General features: G+C 74.1%; 14 protein-coding genes. 10 read left to right on the top strand and 4 right to left on the bottom strand.

The window, feature by feature from the left end:
- Positions 1-63: 63 nt before the first annotated feature.
- Entirely contained in the window at positions 64-1,173 is a 1,110-nt protein-coding gene (locus tag ACT80S_RS15135) for an ABC transporter substrate-binding protein (RefSeq protein ID WP_377417291.1), read from the bottom strand.
- 57 nt (positions 1,174-1,230) lie between these two features.
- Between ACT80S_RS15135 and ACT80S_RS15130 the strand changes: the two genes are divergently transcribed.
- Positions 1,231-3,300: a molybdopterin-containing oxidoreductase family protein gene (locus ACT80S_RS15130; RefSeq protein ID WP_377417289.1), complete on the top strand. Its 2,070-nt coding sequence runs from the start codon at positions 1,231-1,233 to the stop codon at positions 3,298-3,300.
- 19 nt (positions 3,301-3,319) lie between these two features.
- Positions 3,320-4,474 (top strand): aminopeptidase, encoded by a 1,155-nt coding sequence (locus ACT80S_RS15125; protein WP_377417287.1) that lies wholly within the window; start codon positions 3,320-3,322, stop codon positions 4,472-4,474.
- Positions 4,475-4,680: 206 nt separating this feature from the next.
- Here the strand turns inward: ACT80S_RS15125 and ACT80S_RS15120 are convergent, their stop codons facing one another.
- The 3 genes from ACT80S_RS15120 to ACT80S_RS15110 form a co-directional block, all read right to left on the bottom strand.
- Positions 4,681-5,454 carry a hypothetical protein gene (locus ACT80S_RS15120; RefSeq protein WP_377417561.1) on the bottom strand — a complete coding sequence of 258 codons (774 nt, stop codon included), beginning with the start codon at positions 5,452-5,454 and terminating at the stop codon, positions 4,681-4,683.
- 26 nt (positions 5,455-5,480) lie between these two features.
- On the bottom strand, positions 5,481-6,143 hold the full coding sequence (locus tag ACT80S_RS15115) for a TetR/AcrR family transcriptional regulator (protein WP_377417285.1): 663 nt from the start codon (positions 6,141-6,143) through the stop codon (positions 5,481-5,483).
- Between the two features lie 99 nt (positions 6,144-6,242).
- Positions 6,243-6,776: a phasin family protein gene (locus ACT80S_RS15110; protein ID WP_377417283.1), complete on the bottom strand. Its 534-nt coding sequence runs from the start codon at positions 6,774-6,776 to the stop codon at positions 6,243-6,245.
- A 91-nt stretch (positions 6,777-6,867) separates the two neighbouring features.
- Here ACT80S_RS15110 and rfbB point away from each other — a divergent pair, with 91 nt between their 5' ends.
- The 8 genes from rfbB to ACT80S_RS15070 all read left to right on the top strand — a co-directional run.
- Positions 6,868-7,947, top strand: coding sequence for a dTDP-glucose 4,6-dehydratase (gene rfbB, locus ACT80S_RS15105; RefSeq protein ID WP_377417281.1), 1,080 nt, complete (start codon positions 6,868-6,870; stop codon positions 7,945-7,947).
- Positions 7,944-8,840, top strand: coding sequence for a dTDP-4-dehydrorhamnose reductase (gene rfbD, locus ACT80S_RS15100; RefSeq protein ID WP_377417279.1), 897 nt, complete (start codon positions 7,944-7,946; stop codon positions 8,838-8,840). Before rfbB ends, rfbD begins: the two co-directional genes overlap by 4 nt.
- 76 nt (positions 8,841-8,916) lie before the next feature.
- Positions 8,917-9,909: a glycosyltransferase family 2 protein gene (locus ACT80S_RS15095; RefSeq protein ID WP_377417277.1), complete on the top strand. Its 993-nt coding sequence runs from the start codon at positions 8,917-8,919 to the stop codon at positions 9,907-9,909.
- 6 nt (positions 9,910-9,915) lie between these two features.
- The gene (locus ACT80S_RS15090; RefSeq protein ID WP_377417275.1) at positions 9,916-10,965 is read left to right on the top strand and encodes a hypothetical protein; all 1,050 of its coding nucleotides are present in this window, start codon (positions 9,916-9,918) and stop codon (positions 10,963-10,965) included.
- Complete coding sequence (locus ACT80S_RS15085) at positions 10,934-11,596, top strand: class I SAM-dependent methyltransferase (protein WP_377417273.1); 663 nt, start codon at positions 10,934-10,936, stop codon at positions 11,594-11,596. Before ACT80S_RS15090 ends, ACT80S_RS15085 begins: the two co-directional genes overlap by 32 nt.
- On the top strand, positions 11,596-12,315 hold the full coding sequence (locus ACT80S_RS15080) for a hypothetical protein (protein WP_377417271.1): 720 nt from the start codon (positions 11,596-11,598) through the stop codon (positions 12,313-12,315). The genes ACT80S_RS15085 and ACT80S_RS15080 overlap by 1 nt, the downstream gene beginning before the upstream one ends.
- On the top strand, positions 12,312-13,034 hold the full coding sequence (locus ACT80S_RS15075) for a hypothetical protein (RefSeq protein ID WP_377417269.1): 723 nt from the start codon (positions 12,312-12,314) through the stop codon (positions 13,032-13,034). Before ACT80S_RS15080 ends, ACT80S_RS15075 begins: the two co-directional genes overlap by 4 nt.
- Before the next feature lie 2 nt (positions 13,035-13,036).
- Positions 13,037-13,854: hypothetical protein (locus tag ACT80S_RS15070; RefSeq protein WP_377417267.1), on the top strand; the 818-nt coding region annotated here is incomplete at its 3' end.

Below are 13,854 nucleotides of genomic sequence, written 5' to 3'. Positions count from 1 at the left end.
AGGGTGACGAGGCCGAGTCACGAGCTGCCAGTCTACCCACACGCTGCCCCCGCGGCCATGCTGTTACTCGCGCACCCGGCCCTGGGAGTCGATCAGGCTCAACTCCACCAGCCGCGAGCCGACCCGGGCGCCGGCGAAATGCACGCGGAAGCCGCCGAGGTTCATGTCGTCCAGGCTCTCCAGCGCCTTGCGCAGCTTCGCCCGCGTGGGCTGCGGCGCGCGGCGCAATGCCTCGGCCATCGCGCGGGCGGCCAGGTAGCCTTCGAGCATGTAGACATTGGGCCGGCCCAGGCCGGCCGCGCCGGCGGACTCGTGCAGGGCGCGCACCACCGGCAGGCGGGCGTCGTCGCTGCGCGGCACCACGCGCACCACCACCACGCCCGCGCCGGCCGGGCCGAGCAGGTCGGCCAGCAGGCTCTCGCCGGTGGTGGAAAAGCCGTAGATCGGGCCGCGGAAGGCCTTGGCGCGCAGCGCCTTGATGGCCGCGGCCGCGGCGCCCGGCTCGGCGATCACCAGCACCGACTCGGGCCGCGCCGCCACCAGCTTGTCCAGCCCGCCCGCCACCGGCGCGCGCGCCACCAGGTTGGCGCCCAGCCCGGTCATGGTGCGCTCGGCCGCGTCCAGCGCCGCCAGGGCCTCGCCGTCGGCCGCATGCAGGATGCCCAGGCGCCGCGCGCCCAGCGTCTCGGCATGGCGGGTGATGGCCGCGGCCTCCTCCGAGTAGCCGGGCCGCAGCGCGTAGACATTGGGATAGAGCGCGCCGCGGAACTCGTCGGCGGCGGACAGCGGCGCGAACAGCAGCAGGTCGCTGTCCTTGAGGATGGGGTAGGCCGCCGTGACCTGGGGCGAGCCCACGTAGCCGAAGAGGGCGAGCACGCCCTGGTCCATCAGCTTCCGGGTGTGGGCGGCGGTGCGCGCCGGGTCGCCCTGGTCGTCGAGCGTGAGCAGCTCGATGCGGCGCCCCTGGATGCCGCCAGTGGCATTGAGCCGCTCCAAGAACAGCCGGGCGCCCTGGTGGTAGGGTGCGGCGATCACCGAGCCCGGCCCGGTGAGCGCCAGCGACTGGCCCAGCACGATGGCGCCGCCCTGCGCCTGCGCGAGGGGCCCGGCGAGCGTGAGCGCCGCTACCATGGCGGCGCGGGCCCAGGTGGCGATGGCGTGGCGGATGTTCATGGCGGGACCTCCCTGTCCTCGTGGTCTGGCTCGGAATGAAAACTATAGGTTGACATCATGGAATCGCCAATCGCCTCCGGGGCGCCCGCCCCTGGCGGCGCCCGGCAGGTGCTGGGCGCCTGCCCGCACGACTGCCCCGACACCTGCGCCCTGGTGACCACCGTCGCGGGCGGCGTGGCTATCAAGGTCGCGGGCAACCCGGCCCACCCCCTCACCGGCGGCGTGCTCTGCACCAAGGTCTCGCGCTACACCGAGCGCACCTACCACCCCGGCCGCGTCCTCACGCCGCTGCGCCGCGCCGGCCCCAAGGGCGCCGGCCGCTTCGAGCCGGTCTCCTGGGACGAGGCGCTGGACGACATCGCCGCCCGCCTGCGCGCCATCGCCGCGCGCGACCCGCAGGCCATCCTCCCCTACAGCTACGCCGGCACCATGGGCCTGGTGCAGGGGGAGGGCATGGCCGGGCGCTTCTTCCACCGCCTGGGCGCCTCGCTGCTCGATCGCACCATCTGCGCATCGGCCGGCGGCGAGGCCCTGCGGCACACGCTGGGCGGGCGGGTCGGCATGAAGGTGGAGCACTTCGCGCATGCGAAGCTGATCCTGATCTGGGGCAGCAACTCCATCGGCAGCAACCTGCATTTCTGGCGGCTGGCGCAGGAGGCCAAGCGCGCCGGCGCGCGGCTGGTGTGCATCGACCCGCGCCGCACCGAGACCGCCGAGAAATGCCACGAGCACCTGCAGCTGCTCCCGGGCACCGATGCCGCGCTGGCCCTCGCGCTGATGCACGAGCTGGTCGCCAACGACTGGCTGGACCACGACTACATCGCCCGCCACACCCTGGGCTGGGAGGCGCTGCGTGAGCGCGCCCTGCAATGGCCGCCCGAGCGCGCGGCGCAGGTGTGCGGCGTGCCGGCGGCGCAGATCCGCGCCCTGGCGCGCGACTACGGCACGACGAAGCCTGCCGCCATCCGCCTGAACTACGGCATGCAGCGCGTGCGCGGCGGCGGCAACGCGGTGCGCGCGGTGGCCTGCCTGCCGGCGCTGGTGGGCGCCTGGCGCGAGCCGGCCGGCGGCCTGCTGATGTCGAACAGCGACTGGTTCCCGGCGCGGCGCTCCGCGCTGCCGCGGCCGGACCTGCTCGCCGGCCGCATGCCGCGCACCATCAACATGAGCACCATCGGCGACGACCTGCTGCGCGAGTCCTCACCGGCCTTCGGCCCGAAGGTCGAGGCGGTGGTCGTCTACAACAGCAACCCGGTGGCGGTCGCGCCCGAGTCCGCCAAGGTGGCGCGCGGCTTCGCCCGCGAGGACCTGTTCACCGTGGTCCTGGAGCATTTCCTCACCGACACCGCCGACCATGCCGACTACGTGCTGCCCGCCACCACGCAGCTGGAGCACTGGGACATCCACCCCGCCTACGGCCACACCGACGTCCTGCTCAATCGGCCCGCCATCGCGCCGGTTGGCCAGAGCCTGCCGAATGCGGAGATCTTCCGGCGCCTGGCGCGCCGCATGGGGTTCGACGACCCCTGCTTCGCCGAGGACGACGAAACCCTGTGCCGCAGCGCCTTCGGCGACGCGGTGGACTTCGACCTCCTGCTGGCGCAGGGCTTCGCCCCGCTGCCCGTGCCCGACGCGCCCTTCGCCGAGGGCGGCTTCCCCACGGCCTCGGGCCGCTGCGAGTTCTTCAGCGAGCGGCTGGCGCGCGCGGGGCAGGACGGCCTGCCCGGCCACCTGCCCAATCACGAGCCCGCGGGCAGCGACCCGCGCCACCCGCTGGCCATGATCTCGCCGCCGGCGCGCAACTTCCTCAACTCCAGCTTCGCCAACCTCGAGAGCCTGCGCGACATCGAGGGCGAGCCGCTGCTGGAGATCAGCCCCGGGGACGCCGCCGCGCGCGGCATCGCCAGCGGCGACGTGGTGCGCGTCTTCAACGACCGCGGCGAGTACCGCTGCAAGGCCCGGGTCTGCGAGCGCGCGCGGCCCGGCGTGGTCAACGGCCTGGGCATCTGGTGGCGCAAGCTCGGCCTGGACGGGACCAACGTCAACGAGCTGACCAGCCAGGCGCTCACCGACATGGGCCGCGCCCCGGTGTTCTACGACTGCCTGGTCGAAGTCCGGCGGGCCTGACCCCATGCGGCGTGACCCCATGCGGTGCGCGGTCGCCTCCCTCGTTGCCGCCCTGGCCCTGTGCGGGTGTGCCGGCGGCCCCGGCGCGGGCAGCGCGGGCGGCGACCGCGAGGACCTGGGCTACTACTGGCAGGCCGCCGCCGGCCACCTGCAGATGCTGCACGCCGCGCGCCCGGTGGCCGACTGGCTGGAGGACCCGGCCACCCCCGAGCGCCTGCGCGCGCGGCTGCAGCTGGCGCAGCGCATCCGCGCCTTCGCCAGTCGCGAGCTGGCCCTCCCGGACAACGCCAGCTACCGCCGCTATGCCGACCTGCAGCGCCCCGCCGCGCTGTGGAACGTGGTTGCCGCGCCGGCGCTGTCGCTCACCCTGCGCACCTGGTGCTTCCCGGTGGCCGGCTGCGTGGGCTACCGGGGCTGGTTCGACGAGGCCGGCGCGCGGGCCGAGGCGCAGCGCCTGCGCGAGGCGGGCTGGGATGCCACGGTCTACCCCGTGCCGGCGTACTCCACCCTGGGCTGGCTGAACTGGGCCGGCGGCGACCCGCTGCTCAATACCTTCATCGGGTACGGCGAGGGCGAACTCGCCCGCCTGATCTTCCATGAGCTCGCGCACCAGGTGCTGTACGTGAAGGACGACACCGCCTTCAACGAATCCTTCGCCACCGCGGTCGAGCGCCTGGGCGTGCAGGCCTGGCTGGCGCGCGAGGCGGGGGAGGGCGCCCGCGCGGAGTACGCCGCGGCGTCGCAGCGCCGCGACGCCTTCCGCGCCCTGGTGCGGGCCACGCGGCAGCGGCTGCAGGCGATCTACGAGGCGCCGGTGACGGGGGCCGGTGGCGGTGGCGCGACCGAGGCCGGCGCGGCCCGGGCGGGCGATTCCCAGGACCGCCTCGCGCGCAAGGCGCAGGTCCTGGCCGACTTCCGCGCGCAGTACGCGGGCCTGCGCGCCGCCTGGGGCGGCGACCCCGCGCGCCTGCGCCCCACCGACCGCTGGGTCGAGGAGGCCAACAACGCCTCCTTTGGCGCACAGGCGGCGTATGACGACCTCGTCCCCGCCTTCGAGGCGCTGTTCGAGCGGGAGGGGCGCGACTGGCGCCGTTTCTTCGCGGCGGTGAAGGAGCTCGCCCGCCTGGCGCAGCCCGAGCGGCAACGCGCGCTGCAGGCGCTGGCGGGAGGTTGAGGGACGCTGAAGCCGCTGAAGCCGCTGAAGCCGCTGAAGCCGCTGAAGCCGCTGAAGCCGCTGAAGAAGCGAAGAAGCTAAGAAGCGAAGAGGCGAAGAAGCGAAGAAGCGAAGAAGCGAAGAGGCGAAGAAGCGAAGAAGCGAAGAGGCGAAGAGGCGAAGAGGCGAAGAGGCGAAGAGGCGAAGAGGCGGCGCGTGCTCCCCGCTCAATCCGCCAGCTCGAGCCGCGCGCGGTCCACGTGCAGGCGCTCGATCGCGTCCACCGGCACGGTGGCGGCGGCGGCCTCCCAGAGGCGGGCGGCCTCGTCGCGCGCGGCATCGCCCTCGAGCATCAGCAGGCCGTTGGCCGCCTCCAGCAGGCCCACCGGCGAGCGCGGGTGCAGGCGCAGCCCCTCGCGCAGCAGGCGCACCCCGGTGTCGCGGTTGGCGCCGTAGGTCATGCCCCCGATCAGCGCGCCGACCTTGTCGATCACCTCGGCGTGGAAGGTGCCCAGGGCGATGTGGGCGTCCGCATGGTGCGGGCGCAGCGCGATCGTCTTTTCCAGGCCGGCCTTCACCTTGCCCGCCAGCCCCTGGGCCAGCGCCTTGGCCACGCTGATGCCCTGGCTGTAGCGGCCCAGGGCGATGGCCTGCCAGTACCAGGCGCTGGCGTTCTCGGGCTGCTCGCGGGCCTGGCGCTCGGCCTGGGCCGCCACCTCGAGCAAGAGGTCGAGGCTGGCGCCCTCGCGGGGTTCAAGGTAGGTCGCCTGCACGGTCATGGCCTTGCTGGCCACGGTCACGCCGTCGCCGCCGGCGGCCAGGCCGGCCTCGGCCGCGGCCTCGAACTCGCCGCGGTGGCAAAGCGTCCAGGCGCGCAGCACCGCCGGGTCGCGGGGCAGGGGCTCGGCGTCGCCGGCGTGCAGCCGGTCCCACTCGCGCGCCACGCGCTCGGCGTCGAACGGAAAGTCACCCGCATGCGGGAAGGCGGTCCAGCGGCCCATCTGGCAAGTCTCCTGCGGCATTGTTGTCACTCCCGGGGCGCGTCGTACGCGCCGACCAGGCGTAGCAGGTGCTCCCGCTGCCCGGCTTCCAGATAGGGTACCAGCAGATGAAGTACATGGTGTGCGCCCCGCAACAAGGCGTATTGCGCCGCCTCGGCTTCCAGCGCCCGGCGCGGGTCGCGCACGTACTCGAAACTCAGCCACCAGGTCAGCACCACCACCATGCTGGTGGCGGTGGGGCCGGACTCGCGCGGGTCGATGCGCAGGGCGCCGTGCGCGCCCATGCCGGCGAGCATGTCGCGCACGGCCTGGGTCTTGTCCTCCAGCAGCTGTCGGAAGCCCGCCTCCAGCCGGCGGTTGCGCGAGAGCAGGTCGTTGATGTCGCGGTACAGGAAGCGCGCGCCCCACAGGCGCTCGAACAGGGTGTGCAGGAAGAACCAGGCGTCCTCGACGTCGCGCACCCCGCCGGCGGCCTGCAGCAGCCCGCGCAGGCCCTCGGCGTAGCGGTCGAACAGGGCGTTGACCAGGTCCTCCTTGGCGCGGAAGTGGTAGTGCAGGTTGCCCGCGCTGATGCCCAGTGAGTTGGCGATCACCGGCGCGGAGACATTGGGCTCGCCAAAGCGGTTGAACAGGTCCAGCGTGGCATCGAGGATGCGTTCTGCGGTGCGGCGCGGGGCTTTGGCGGCCATGCGGCCCAGTGTAGGCAGGGGCCGCCGGCCCGCGGCCAAGGTGGAACCCCTAGCCGGAAAGGCTTCAGGCGGCCGGGGCTGCCCCTGCCCTCGGCGGCTTCAGCCGGCCGTGCCGGGCGGCGGCGCCTTGCGGCGCGCGGCGGGCCGGCCCGCGGCCTTCGCGGCCCTTGCCGGGGCCGCCGCCTTTGCGGCCTTCCTGGGCGCCGCCTTCGCCGCGGCCCGCGGCGCCGCTCGGGCGGCGGCGAGCTGCTGCTCGAGCTGCGCCACCCGATCGCGCAGCGCCGCCATCTCGGCCGCCGAGGGCACGCCCAGGCGGTTCAGGGCCTGCGCCACGCGCTCCTCGAAGATGCCCTCGAGCTTGCCCCACTGGCCCTGGGCCCGCGAGGAGAGGTCGCCGGCCATGGCGGCCATGCGCTCGGTGGCCTCGGCCATCCTCTCCTCGGCCGCGGCCTGGGTCTTGCGCTGGATCGCCGCGCCCTCGCGCACCAGCGCCTCGAACACCTTGCCGCCTTCCTCCTGCGCCTTGGCAAAGGCGCCCAGGCCGGCCTGCCAGATCTGGCGGGCCGGGCCCCGGGCGCCAGGCCCTGCGTCGTCGTCGTCGCCCGGGCCGGGCTTGCTGGCTTTCGTGACCATGGTTCCTCCATCGAAATCGAACCTTCCCACTCTAGCCCCGCGGTGCCGGCATGGCGTAGGAAGGCCTGCCTAATCCGCTACAGTCCCGCGCATGATCCTCGTCACTGGCGGCGCCGGCTTCATCGGCGCGAACTTCGTCCTGGACTGGGTGGCCCACACGGGCGAGCCCGTCGTCAACCTCGACAAACTGACCTATGCGGGCAACCGCGAGAACCTCGCCGCGCTCGACGGCGATGCCCGCCACACCTTCGTGCAGGGCGACATCGGCGACGCCGCGCTGGTGGCCCAGCTCCTGGCGAAGCACCGCCCGCGCGCGGTCCTGAACTTCGCCGCCGAGTCGCATGTGGACCGCTCCATCCACGGCCCCGGCGACTTCATCCAGACCAACGTGGTCGGCACCTTCCGCCTGCTCGAGGCGGTGCGCGCCTACTTCGACGCGCTGCCGGCCGGCGAGAAGGCCGCCTTCCGCTTCCTCCACGTGTCGACCGACGAGGTCTACGGCTCCCTCGGCCCCGGCGATGCCGCCTTCACCGAGCAGCACCGCTACGAGCCGAACAGCCCCTACTCGGCGAGCAAGGCCGCCAGCGACCACCTGGTGCGCGCCTGGCACCACACCTACGGCCTGCCGGTTCTCACCACCAACTGCTCGAACAACTACGGCCCCTTCCACTTCCCCGAGAAGCTGATCCCGCTGATGATCGTCAACGCCCTGGCGGGCAAGCCCCTGCCGGTCTACGGCGACGGCCTGCAGGTGCGCGACTGGCTCTACGTGAAGGACCACTGCAGCGCCATCCGCCGCGTGCTCGAGGCCGGCCGCCTGGGCGAGACCTACAACGTCGGCGGCTGGAACGAGAAGCCCAACATCGAGATCGTGCGCACCGTCTGCGCGCTGCTCGACGCGCTGCGCCCGCGCGCCGACGGCCAGTCCTACGCCACCCAGGTGACCTACGTCACCGACCGCCCCGGCCACGACCGCCGCTACGCCATCGATGCCCGCAAGATCGAGCGCGAGCTGGGCTGGAAGCCGGCCGAGACCTTCGACACCGGCATCCGCAAGACCGTGCAGTGGTACCTGGACCACCCCGACTGGGTGGCCCGCGTGCAAAGCGGCGCCTACCGCGAGTGGGTGCAGCGCCAGTACCAGGGCATGCAAGGCGCGCAGCAGCAATGAAGGTCCTGCTTTTCGGCAAGAACGGCCAGGTCGGCTGGGAGCTGCAACGCAGCCTCGCGCCCCTGGGCGAGGTGGTGGCCCTGGGCTCGCGCGGCGAGCCGCACCCCAGTGACTTCAACGAGCCCGACCGCCTCGCCGAGACGGTGCGCCTCGTGCGGCCCGACGTCATCGTCAACGCCGCCGCCTGGACCGCGGTCGACAAGGCCGAGTCCGACGCCGAGGGCGCGCGCCGCGTCAACGCGGTCGCCCCCGGCGTGCTGGCCCGCGCCGCCGAGGCCGCCGGCGCGCTGCTGGTGCACTACTCCACCGACTACGTGTTCGACGGCAGCGGCGACGCCCCGCGCGCCGAGGGCGCCGCCACCGGCCCGCTGAACACCTACGGCCGCACCAAGCTCGAGGGCGAGCAGCTGGTCGCGCAGCACACCGCGCGCCACCTCACCTTCCGCACCAGCTGGGTCTATGCCGCGCGCGGCGGCAACTTCGCGCGCACCATGCTGCGCCTGGCCGGCGAGCGTGACCGCCTCACCGTCATCGACGACCAGTTCGGCGCGCCCACCGGGGCCGACCTGATCGCCGACGTCACCGCGCACGCGATCCGCGCCGCGCTCGCCGATCCTTCGCGTTGCGGCCTGTATCACCTGGTGTCCTCCGGTGAAACCACGTGGCACGGCTATGCCCGCCACGTGATCGGCTTCGCCCAGGCCGCGGGCGTGGCGCTCAAGGCCGGTCCCGAGGCCGTCGCGCCGGTCCCCACCAGCGCCTTCCCCACGCCGGCGCAGCGGCCGCTCAACTCGCGGCTGGACACGCGCAAGCTGCGCGAGGCCTTCGGCCTCACGCTGCCCGACTGGCGCAGCGGCGTCGACCGCATGCTGCGCGAAGTGCTCGATCGTTGAACTTCTGACGGATTGATAACTTGAAGAGCTGAGCCCCCGCCTAGTCTCCGCCCGCCTCGACTTTTCTTCCACGGTGATGAAAGACGCGACGGGCGCAGCCGGCGACGGCGGCCAGCCCCTTCCTCCTGCCCGCGGCCAGCCCGCGACCCCGCCACCGCGGGTGGCCATCCTCCTGGCCACCTGCAACGGCGCGGCGTGGCTGCCCGAGCAGCTCGACTCGATCGCGGCGCAGACCCACCCGCACTGGCGCGTCTGGGCCTCGGACGACGGCTCGCGCGACGCCACCCCCCGCATCCTCGCCCGCTACCGCGCCCGCTGGGGCCCGGCGCGCCTGGGCGCGCGGCGCGGCCCGTGCCGCGGCTTTGCCGCCAACTTCGCCGCGCTCGCCTGCGACGGCGCCATCGAGGCCGACTACTTCGCCTATTGCGACCAGGACGACATCTGGGAGCCGGACAAGCTCGCCCGCGCCCTCGCGGCCCTGCGCCCGCAGCCTGCGGCGCGGCCGGCCCTGTACTGCTCGCGCACCCGGCTGGTCGACGCGCAGGGCCGGGCCATCGGGCACTCGCCGCTGTTCTCGCGGCCGCCCGGCTTCCGCAACGCGCTGGTGCAGAACATCGGCGGCGGCAACACCATGGTCTTCAACCGCGCCGCGCGCCGCCTGCTGCAGCGCGCCGGCGAGGTCGACGTGCTCACGCACGACTGGTGGACCTACCTCGTCGTCAGCGGCTGCGGCGGCCATGTCCACTACGACCCGCAGCCCTCGCTGCGCTACCGCCAGCATGCGCACAACCAGGTCGGCATGAACGCCACCTGGCCGGCCCGCATCCGGCGCCTGGGGCTGATGCTGCGCGGGCGCTTCCGCGCCTGGAACAGCCGCAACCTCGACGCGCTCGCCGCGCTGCGCCCGCTGCTCACCGAGGAGAACCGGCGCGTGCTCGATCGCTTCGCCCTGGCCCGTGACGCCCTGCTGCCGCACCGCCTCGCGGGCCTGGTGGATGCCGGCATCTACCGCCAGACCCTGGCGGGCAACCTCGGCCTGGCCGCGGCGGCCCTGCTGAAGAAGGTGTGAGCCGCCATGGCCGACTGCCCTGACCTCGCCGACCGGCCCGGCCGCCACGATCGCCACGATCGCCACGAGGTCGCCGATGGCGCCGGTGATCCCGGCGGCCCCGGCGATCCCGGCGGCCCCGAAGTCCCTGCCTCCCCGGTGCGCGCCCTCTTCACCAGCCGGTCCTGCGCCGGCGCCTGGCAGGTGCGGGGCGAGCAGGTGGCGGCCCTGCGGGCCAACTGGCGCGCGGTCCCGCGCCCCGCCGAGGCCGACCTCGCCGCCTGCGACCTGGTGTGCGTGGTCAAGCGGCCCGACCTGCAGGTCGTCGAGCGCGCGCGCGCCCTGGGCAAGGCGGTGGTCTTCGACATCGTCGACTCCTGGGCCCAGCCGGCCGACGGCCTGCGCCACGCCGGCGTGGCCGCGGCGCGCGCGCTGTTCGCGCCGGCCTGGCGCGCCCTCGGCGCCGACGGCTACATCTTCCCCACCCAGCGCATGGCGCAGGACCTGGGCGACCTGGTGCGCCAGGGCGTGGTGATCCACCACCACCACCGCCCCGGCATCGCCCGCAACCCGGTGCGCGAGCGCGTGGCCACCGTGGGCTACGAGGGCGCGGACTACCTGGGCGAGTGGCGCGGCCGGCTGGAGGCGGCGTGCGCCGCGCGCGGCCTGCGCTTCGTCACCAACCCCGCGCGGTACACCGACCTGGACATCGTGGTCCTCGCGCGCGGCGGCGAGCACGCCAGCTTCCTGGCGCGCAGCTACAAGTCCAACATCAAGCTGGCCAACGCCTACGGCTCGGGCACGCCGGCCCTGGTCCATGCCGGCGAGCTCTCCGCGCAGGAGACCGACTGCGGCGACGTCCTGTTCTTCACCGACGCGCCCGGCTCGCTCGAGCGCCAGCTCGATCGCCTGTGCGCCAGCCACGCGCTGCGCCTGGCCATCCACCGCCGCTTCCTCGCCGCCGCCGTGCGCTTTCGCCCCGCGCGCATCGCCGGCGCCTTCGAGGCCTTCTTCCTCCACCTGCTGCGCGAACGCGCCGACCGCCATGCCGATCGCCCTGCCGGCCTCCGTGCCTGATGCCCTGGCCTCCCTCGCGCGCCGGCTGCTGCGCCGGCCACAGGCGCGAGCCGCGCCGCCCGCGCCACCGGCCCGCCCGCCCAAGGCCCGCTGGCAGCCCCCGCCCGACGACGGCCGCGTGCGGCTGAACCTCGGCTGCGGCGACAAGCTGCTGCCCGGGTACATCAACATCGACGCCGCGCCCTCGCGCAAGGGCCGGGCGCCCGACGTCGTCGCCGACCTGCGCGCGCTGGCCTTCGGCCCCGGCGTGGCCGACGAGATCCTGGCGGTGCACGTGATCGAGCACTTCCACCCCTGGGAGGCCGAGGACCTGGTGCGCCACTGGCGCGACCTCCTCAAGCCCGGCGGCCGGCTGGTGCTCGAATGCCCCAACCTCCTGGCCGCCGCCCGCGCGCTGCTCGAAGAGCCCTCTCGCGCCGCCCGCGCGCAGGGCAAGGACGGCCAGCTCGCCATGTGGCCGCTGTACGGCGACCCCGGTTGGCGCGACCCGCTCATGTGCCACCGCTGGGGCTACACCCCCGAGACCCTGGCCGACCTGCTGGCCCGCTGCGGGCTGCGCCACGTGCGCCAGGAGCCGGCCGTCTTCAAGCAGCGCGAGCCGCGCGACATGCGCGTGGCGGGAGAAAAGTGATGCGCCTTCGCCACCTGCGCGACGCCTTCGCCGGCCAGGAGATCTACATCGTCGGCAGCGGCCCGACGGCCGAGGTCTTCCCGATGGACTTCCTGGCCGACAAGGTCTGCCTGTCCCTCAACGACAGCTACAAGATCCATCCTGCCGTCACCCCCGTGGCGCTGATGCACCACGCCACCTACAGCCGCGAGGGCAACACGCCCCAGGCGCCGCTGCACCCGCACTTCGCGGGCATCCGCTACCCGGTGGTCAAGGGCACGGGCCGCACCCGCGCCGAGGCGGTGGACTGGGAGCACCCGTACTTCTACTTCTACGACTGGCACCACGACATCGCCCGCATCCACGAGCTGACCAAGGACACCGACCACCTGTACTACACCCCCGAGGGCTGCTCGCTGCATGCGGCGCTGCAGCTGGCGTGGATCCTGGGCGCGCGCACCGTCTACACCATCGGCTGCGACAGCGCGATGCTCGCCGGCCGCCACTACGCCCGTTACGACAAGAACGGCTTCCGCGACGACGAGGTCCTCAAGCGCGGCCAGGCGCGCAACTACGACAGCTACGCGCGCGGCACCCTGATCGTGCAGGACTTCCTGCGACGCAAGGGCGTGCGCGTGCTCGGTCTCTCGCCCATCGTCGGCTACCACCGCGTCGACTGGCAGCACGCGGTGCTGCGCGGCGACGTCGCCCTCGACAGCCTGCTGGAGGCCCTGCCATGACCCTCGCCGTCTACGTGGGCACCGAGGACGACCAGCTGGTCGCCCAGAAGGTCCTCGCGTACTCCATCCACAAGCACGCGCGCCGCCCGGTGCGCGTGGTGCCGGTCAAGCAGCAGCAGGCGCGGGTGGGCGGCACCCAGTTCGGCTTCGTGCGCTTCCTCGTGCCCGGCCTGCAGGGATACGCGGGCCGCGCCATCTACCTCGACGCCGACCAGCTCGTCTTCGCCGACATCCACGAGCTCGCCGCGCAGCTCGAGGGCCCGCACAGCCTCGCGCTGGTGAACGCCCCGCACGGCCACTTCGGCGGCAAGCCGGTGGGCCCGGGCAACCAGACCAGCGTCATGGTCCTGGACTGCGACCGCCTGCGGGACTGGGACCCGCAGCGGCTGTTCGACGGCGTCGTTCCCAACCGCGCCACGCCCGGCCCGGGCCAGGTCCGCTACCGCGATTTCATGTGCCTGTCCTGGTTCGACCCCGCGCGCATCCAGCCGCTGGACCCGCGCTGGAACCACTTCAACGTGGTCGAGCCCGACACCCGGCTCGTGCACTTCAGCCACGTGCGCTCGCAGCCCTGGCGCAACCCGGCGCATGCGCTCACGCCGCTGTGGACCCGCTGGCTGCGCGAGGCGGTGCGCGCCGGCGCCGTGCCGCGCCGCGAGCTGCTGCGCGAGGTCTGGCGCGGCGCGGTGCACCGCCGCTTCCTGGCCTGCCTGGTGTAGCCATGGCGACCTGGCGTGTCTTCCTCGACGACGCGGGCGAATGCGCCACGCAGCGCGCCGTGCTCGCGGCGCTGGCGGCGGGCCTCGCCCGGCGCGAAGGCGTGCAGGTGCGCCTGACGAGCGCCGAGCCGCCCGCGCGCCGCTGGGCCGACGTGCCGCCCGCGGCCTCGCGCCGCCTCGCGGTGCGCCTGGAGGCGCTCGAGCCGCTGGCCGGCACGCGCACGCTGTTCCTGCCCGGGCACCTGGTGCCCGGCGCCGCGTCCGCACTGGTCGCGCCGCAGGACCCGGTGGCGTGGGGCGCGCTGTCCCGGCCCCTCGCGGCCGACGACTTCATCGACGTCGGCGGGCTGGAGCTGTTCGCCGCCGACAACGCCTCGCACGAGGCGCGGGCCCTGCAGGTCCTGGCCAGCCTGCGCGGCGACTACGAGAGCCTCAGCCGCCACGCCGGCTTCACTGCCACCCCGCTGCCCGCCTGGCTCGCGGTCCCCGCGCTGCGCACCGCGGCGCCGTTCACGCAGCGGCCCTGGTACGCCGCGCAGGCGCCGGCCCGGGCGGCCTGGCTCGCGGCGCTGGCGGGGGTGCTCGCCGAGGGCCGCCTCACGCTGGCCCAGGTGGAGGACGACGCCCGCCACGGGCGCGTGCGCCCCTCGCTGCCGCAGGACGCGCGCCGCCTGCTTGCCGGCGAGCCCGCCGCCGGCCTGCCGCTGCCGGACCTCACGCTCGACGCGCTCTTCGTCGTGCCCGCCTGCCGCGTGCCGCCTCAGCGCCTGGCGCTGCTGCAGGCGCTCCCGCGCCGGGCCGCCGCGGCCGGCGCCCTGCT

Source organism: Ramlibacter sp. MAHUQ-53, from assembly GCF_052600055.1.
Note: the sequence above shows the minus strand (reverse complement) of the source record. Positions and strands in the feature narration are given on the sequence as shown.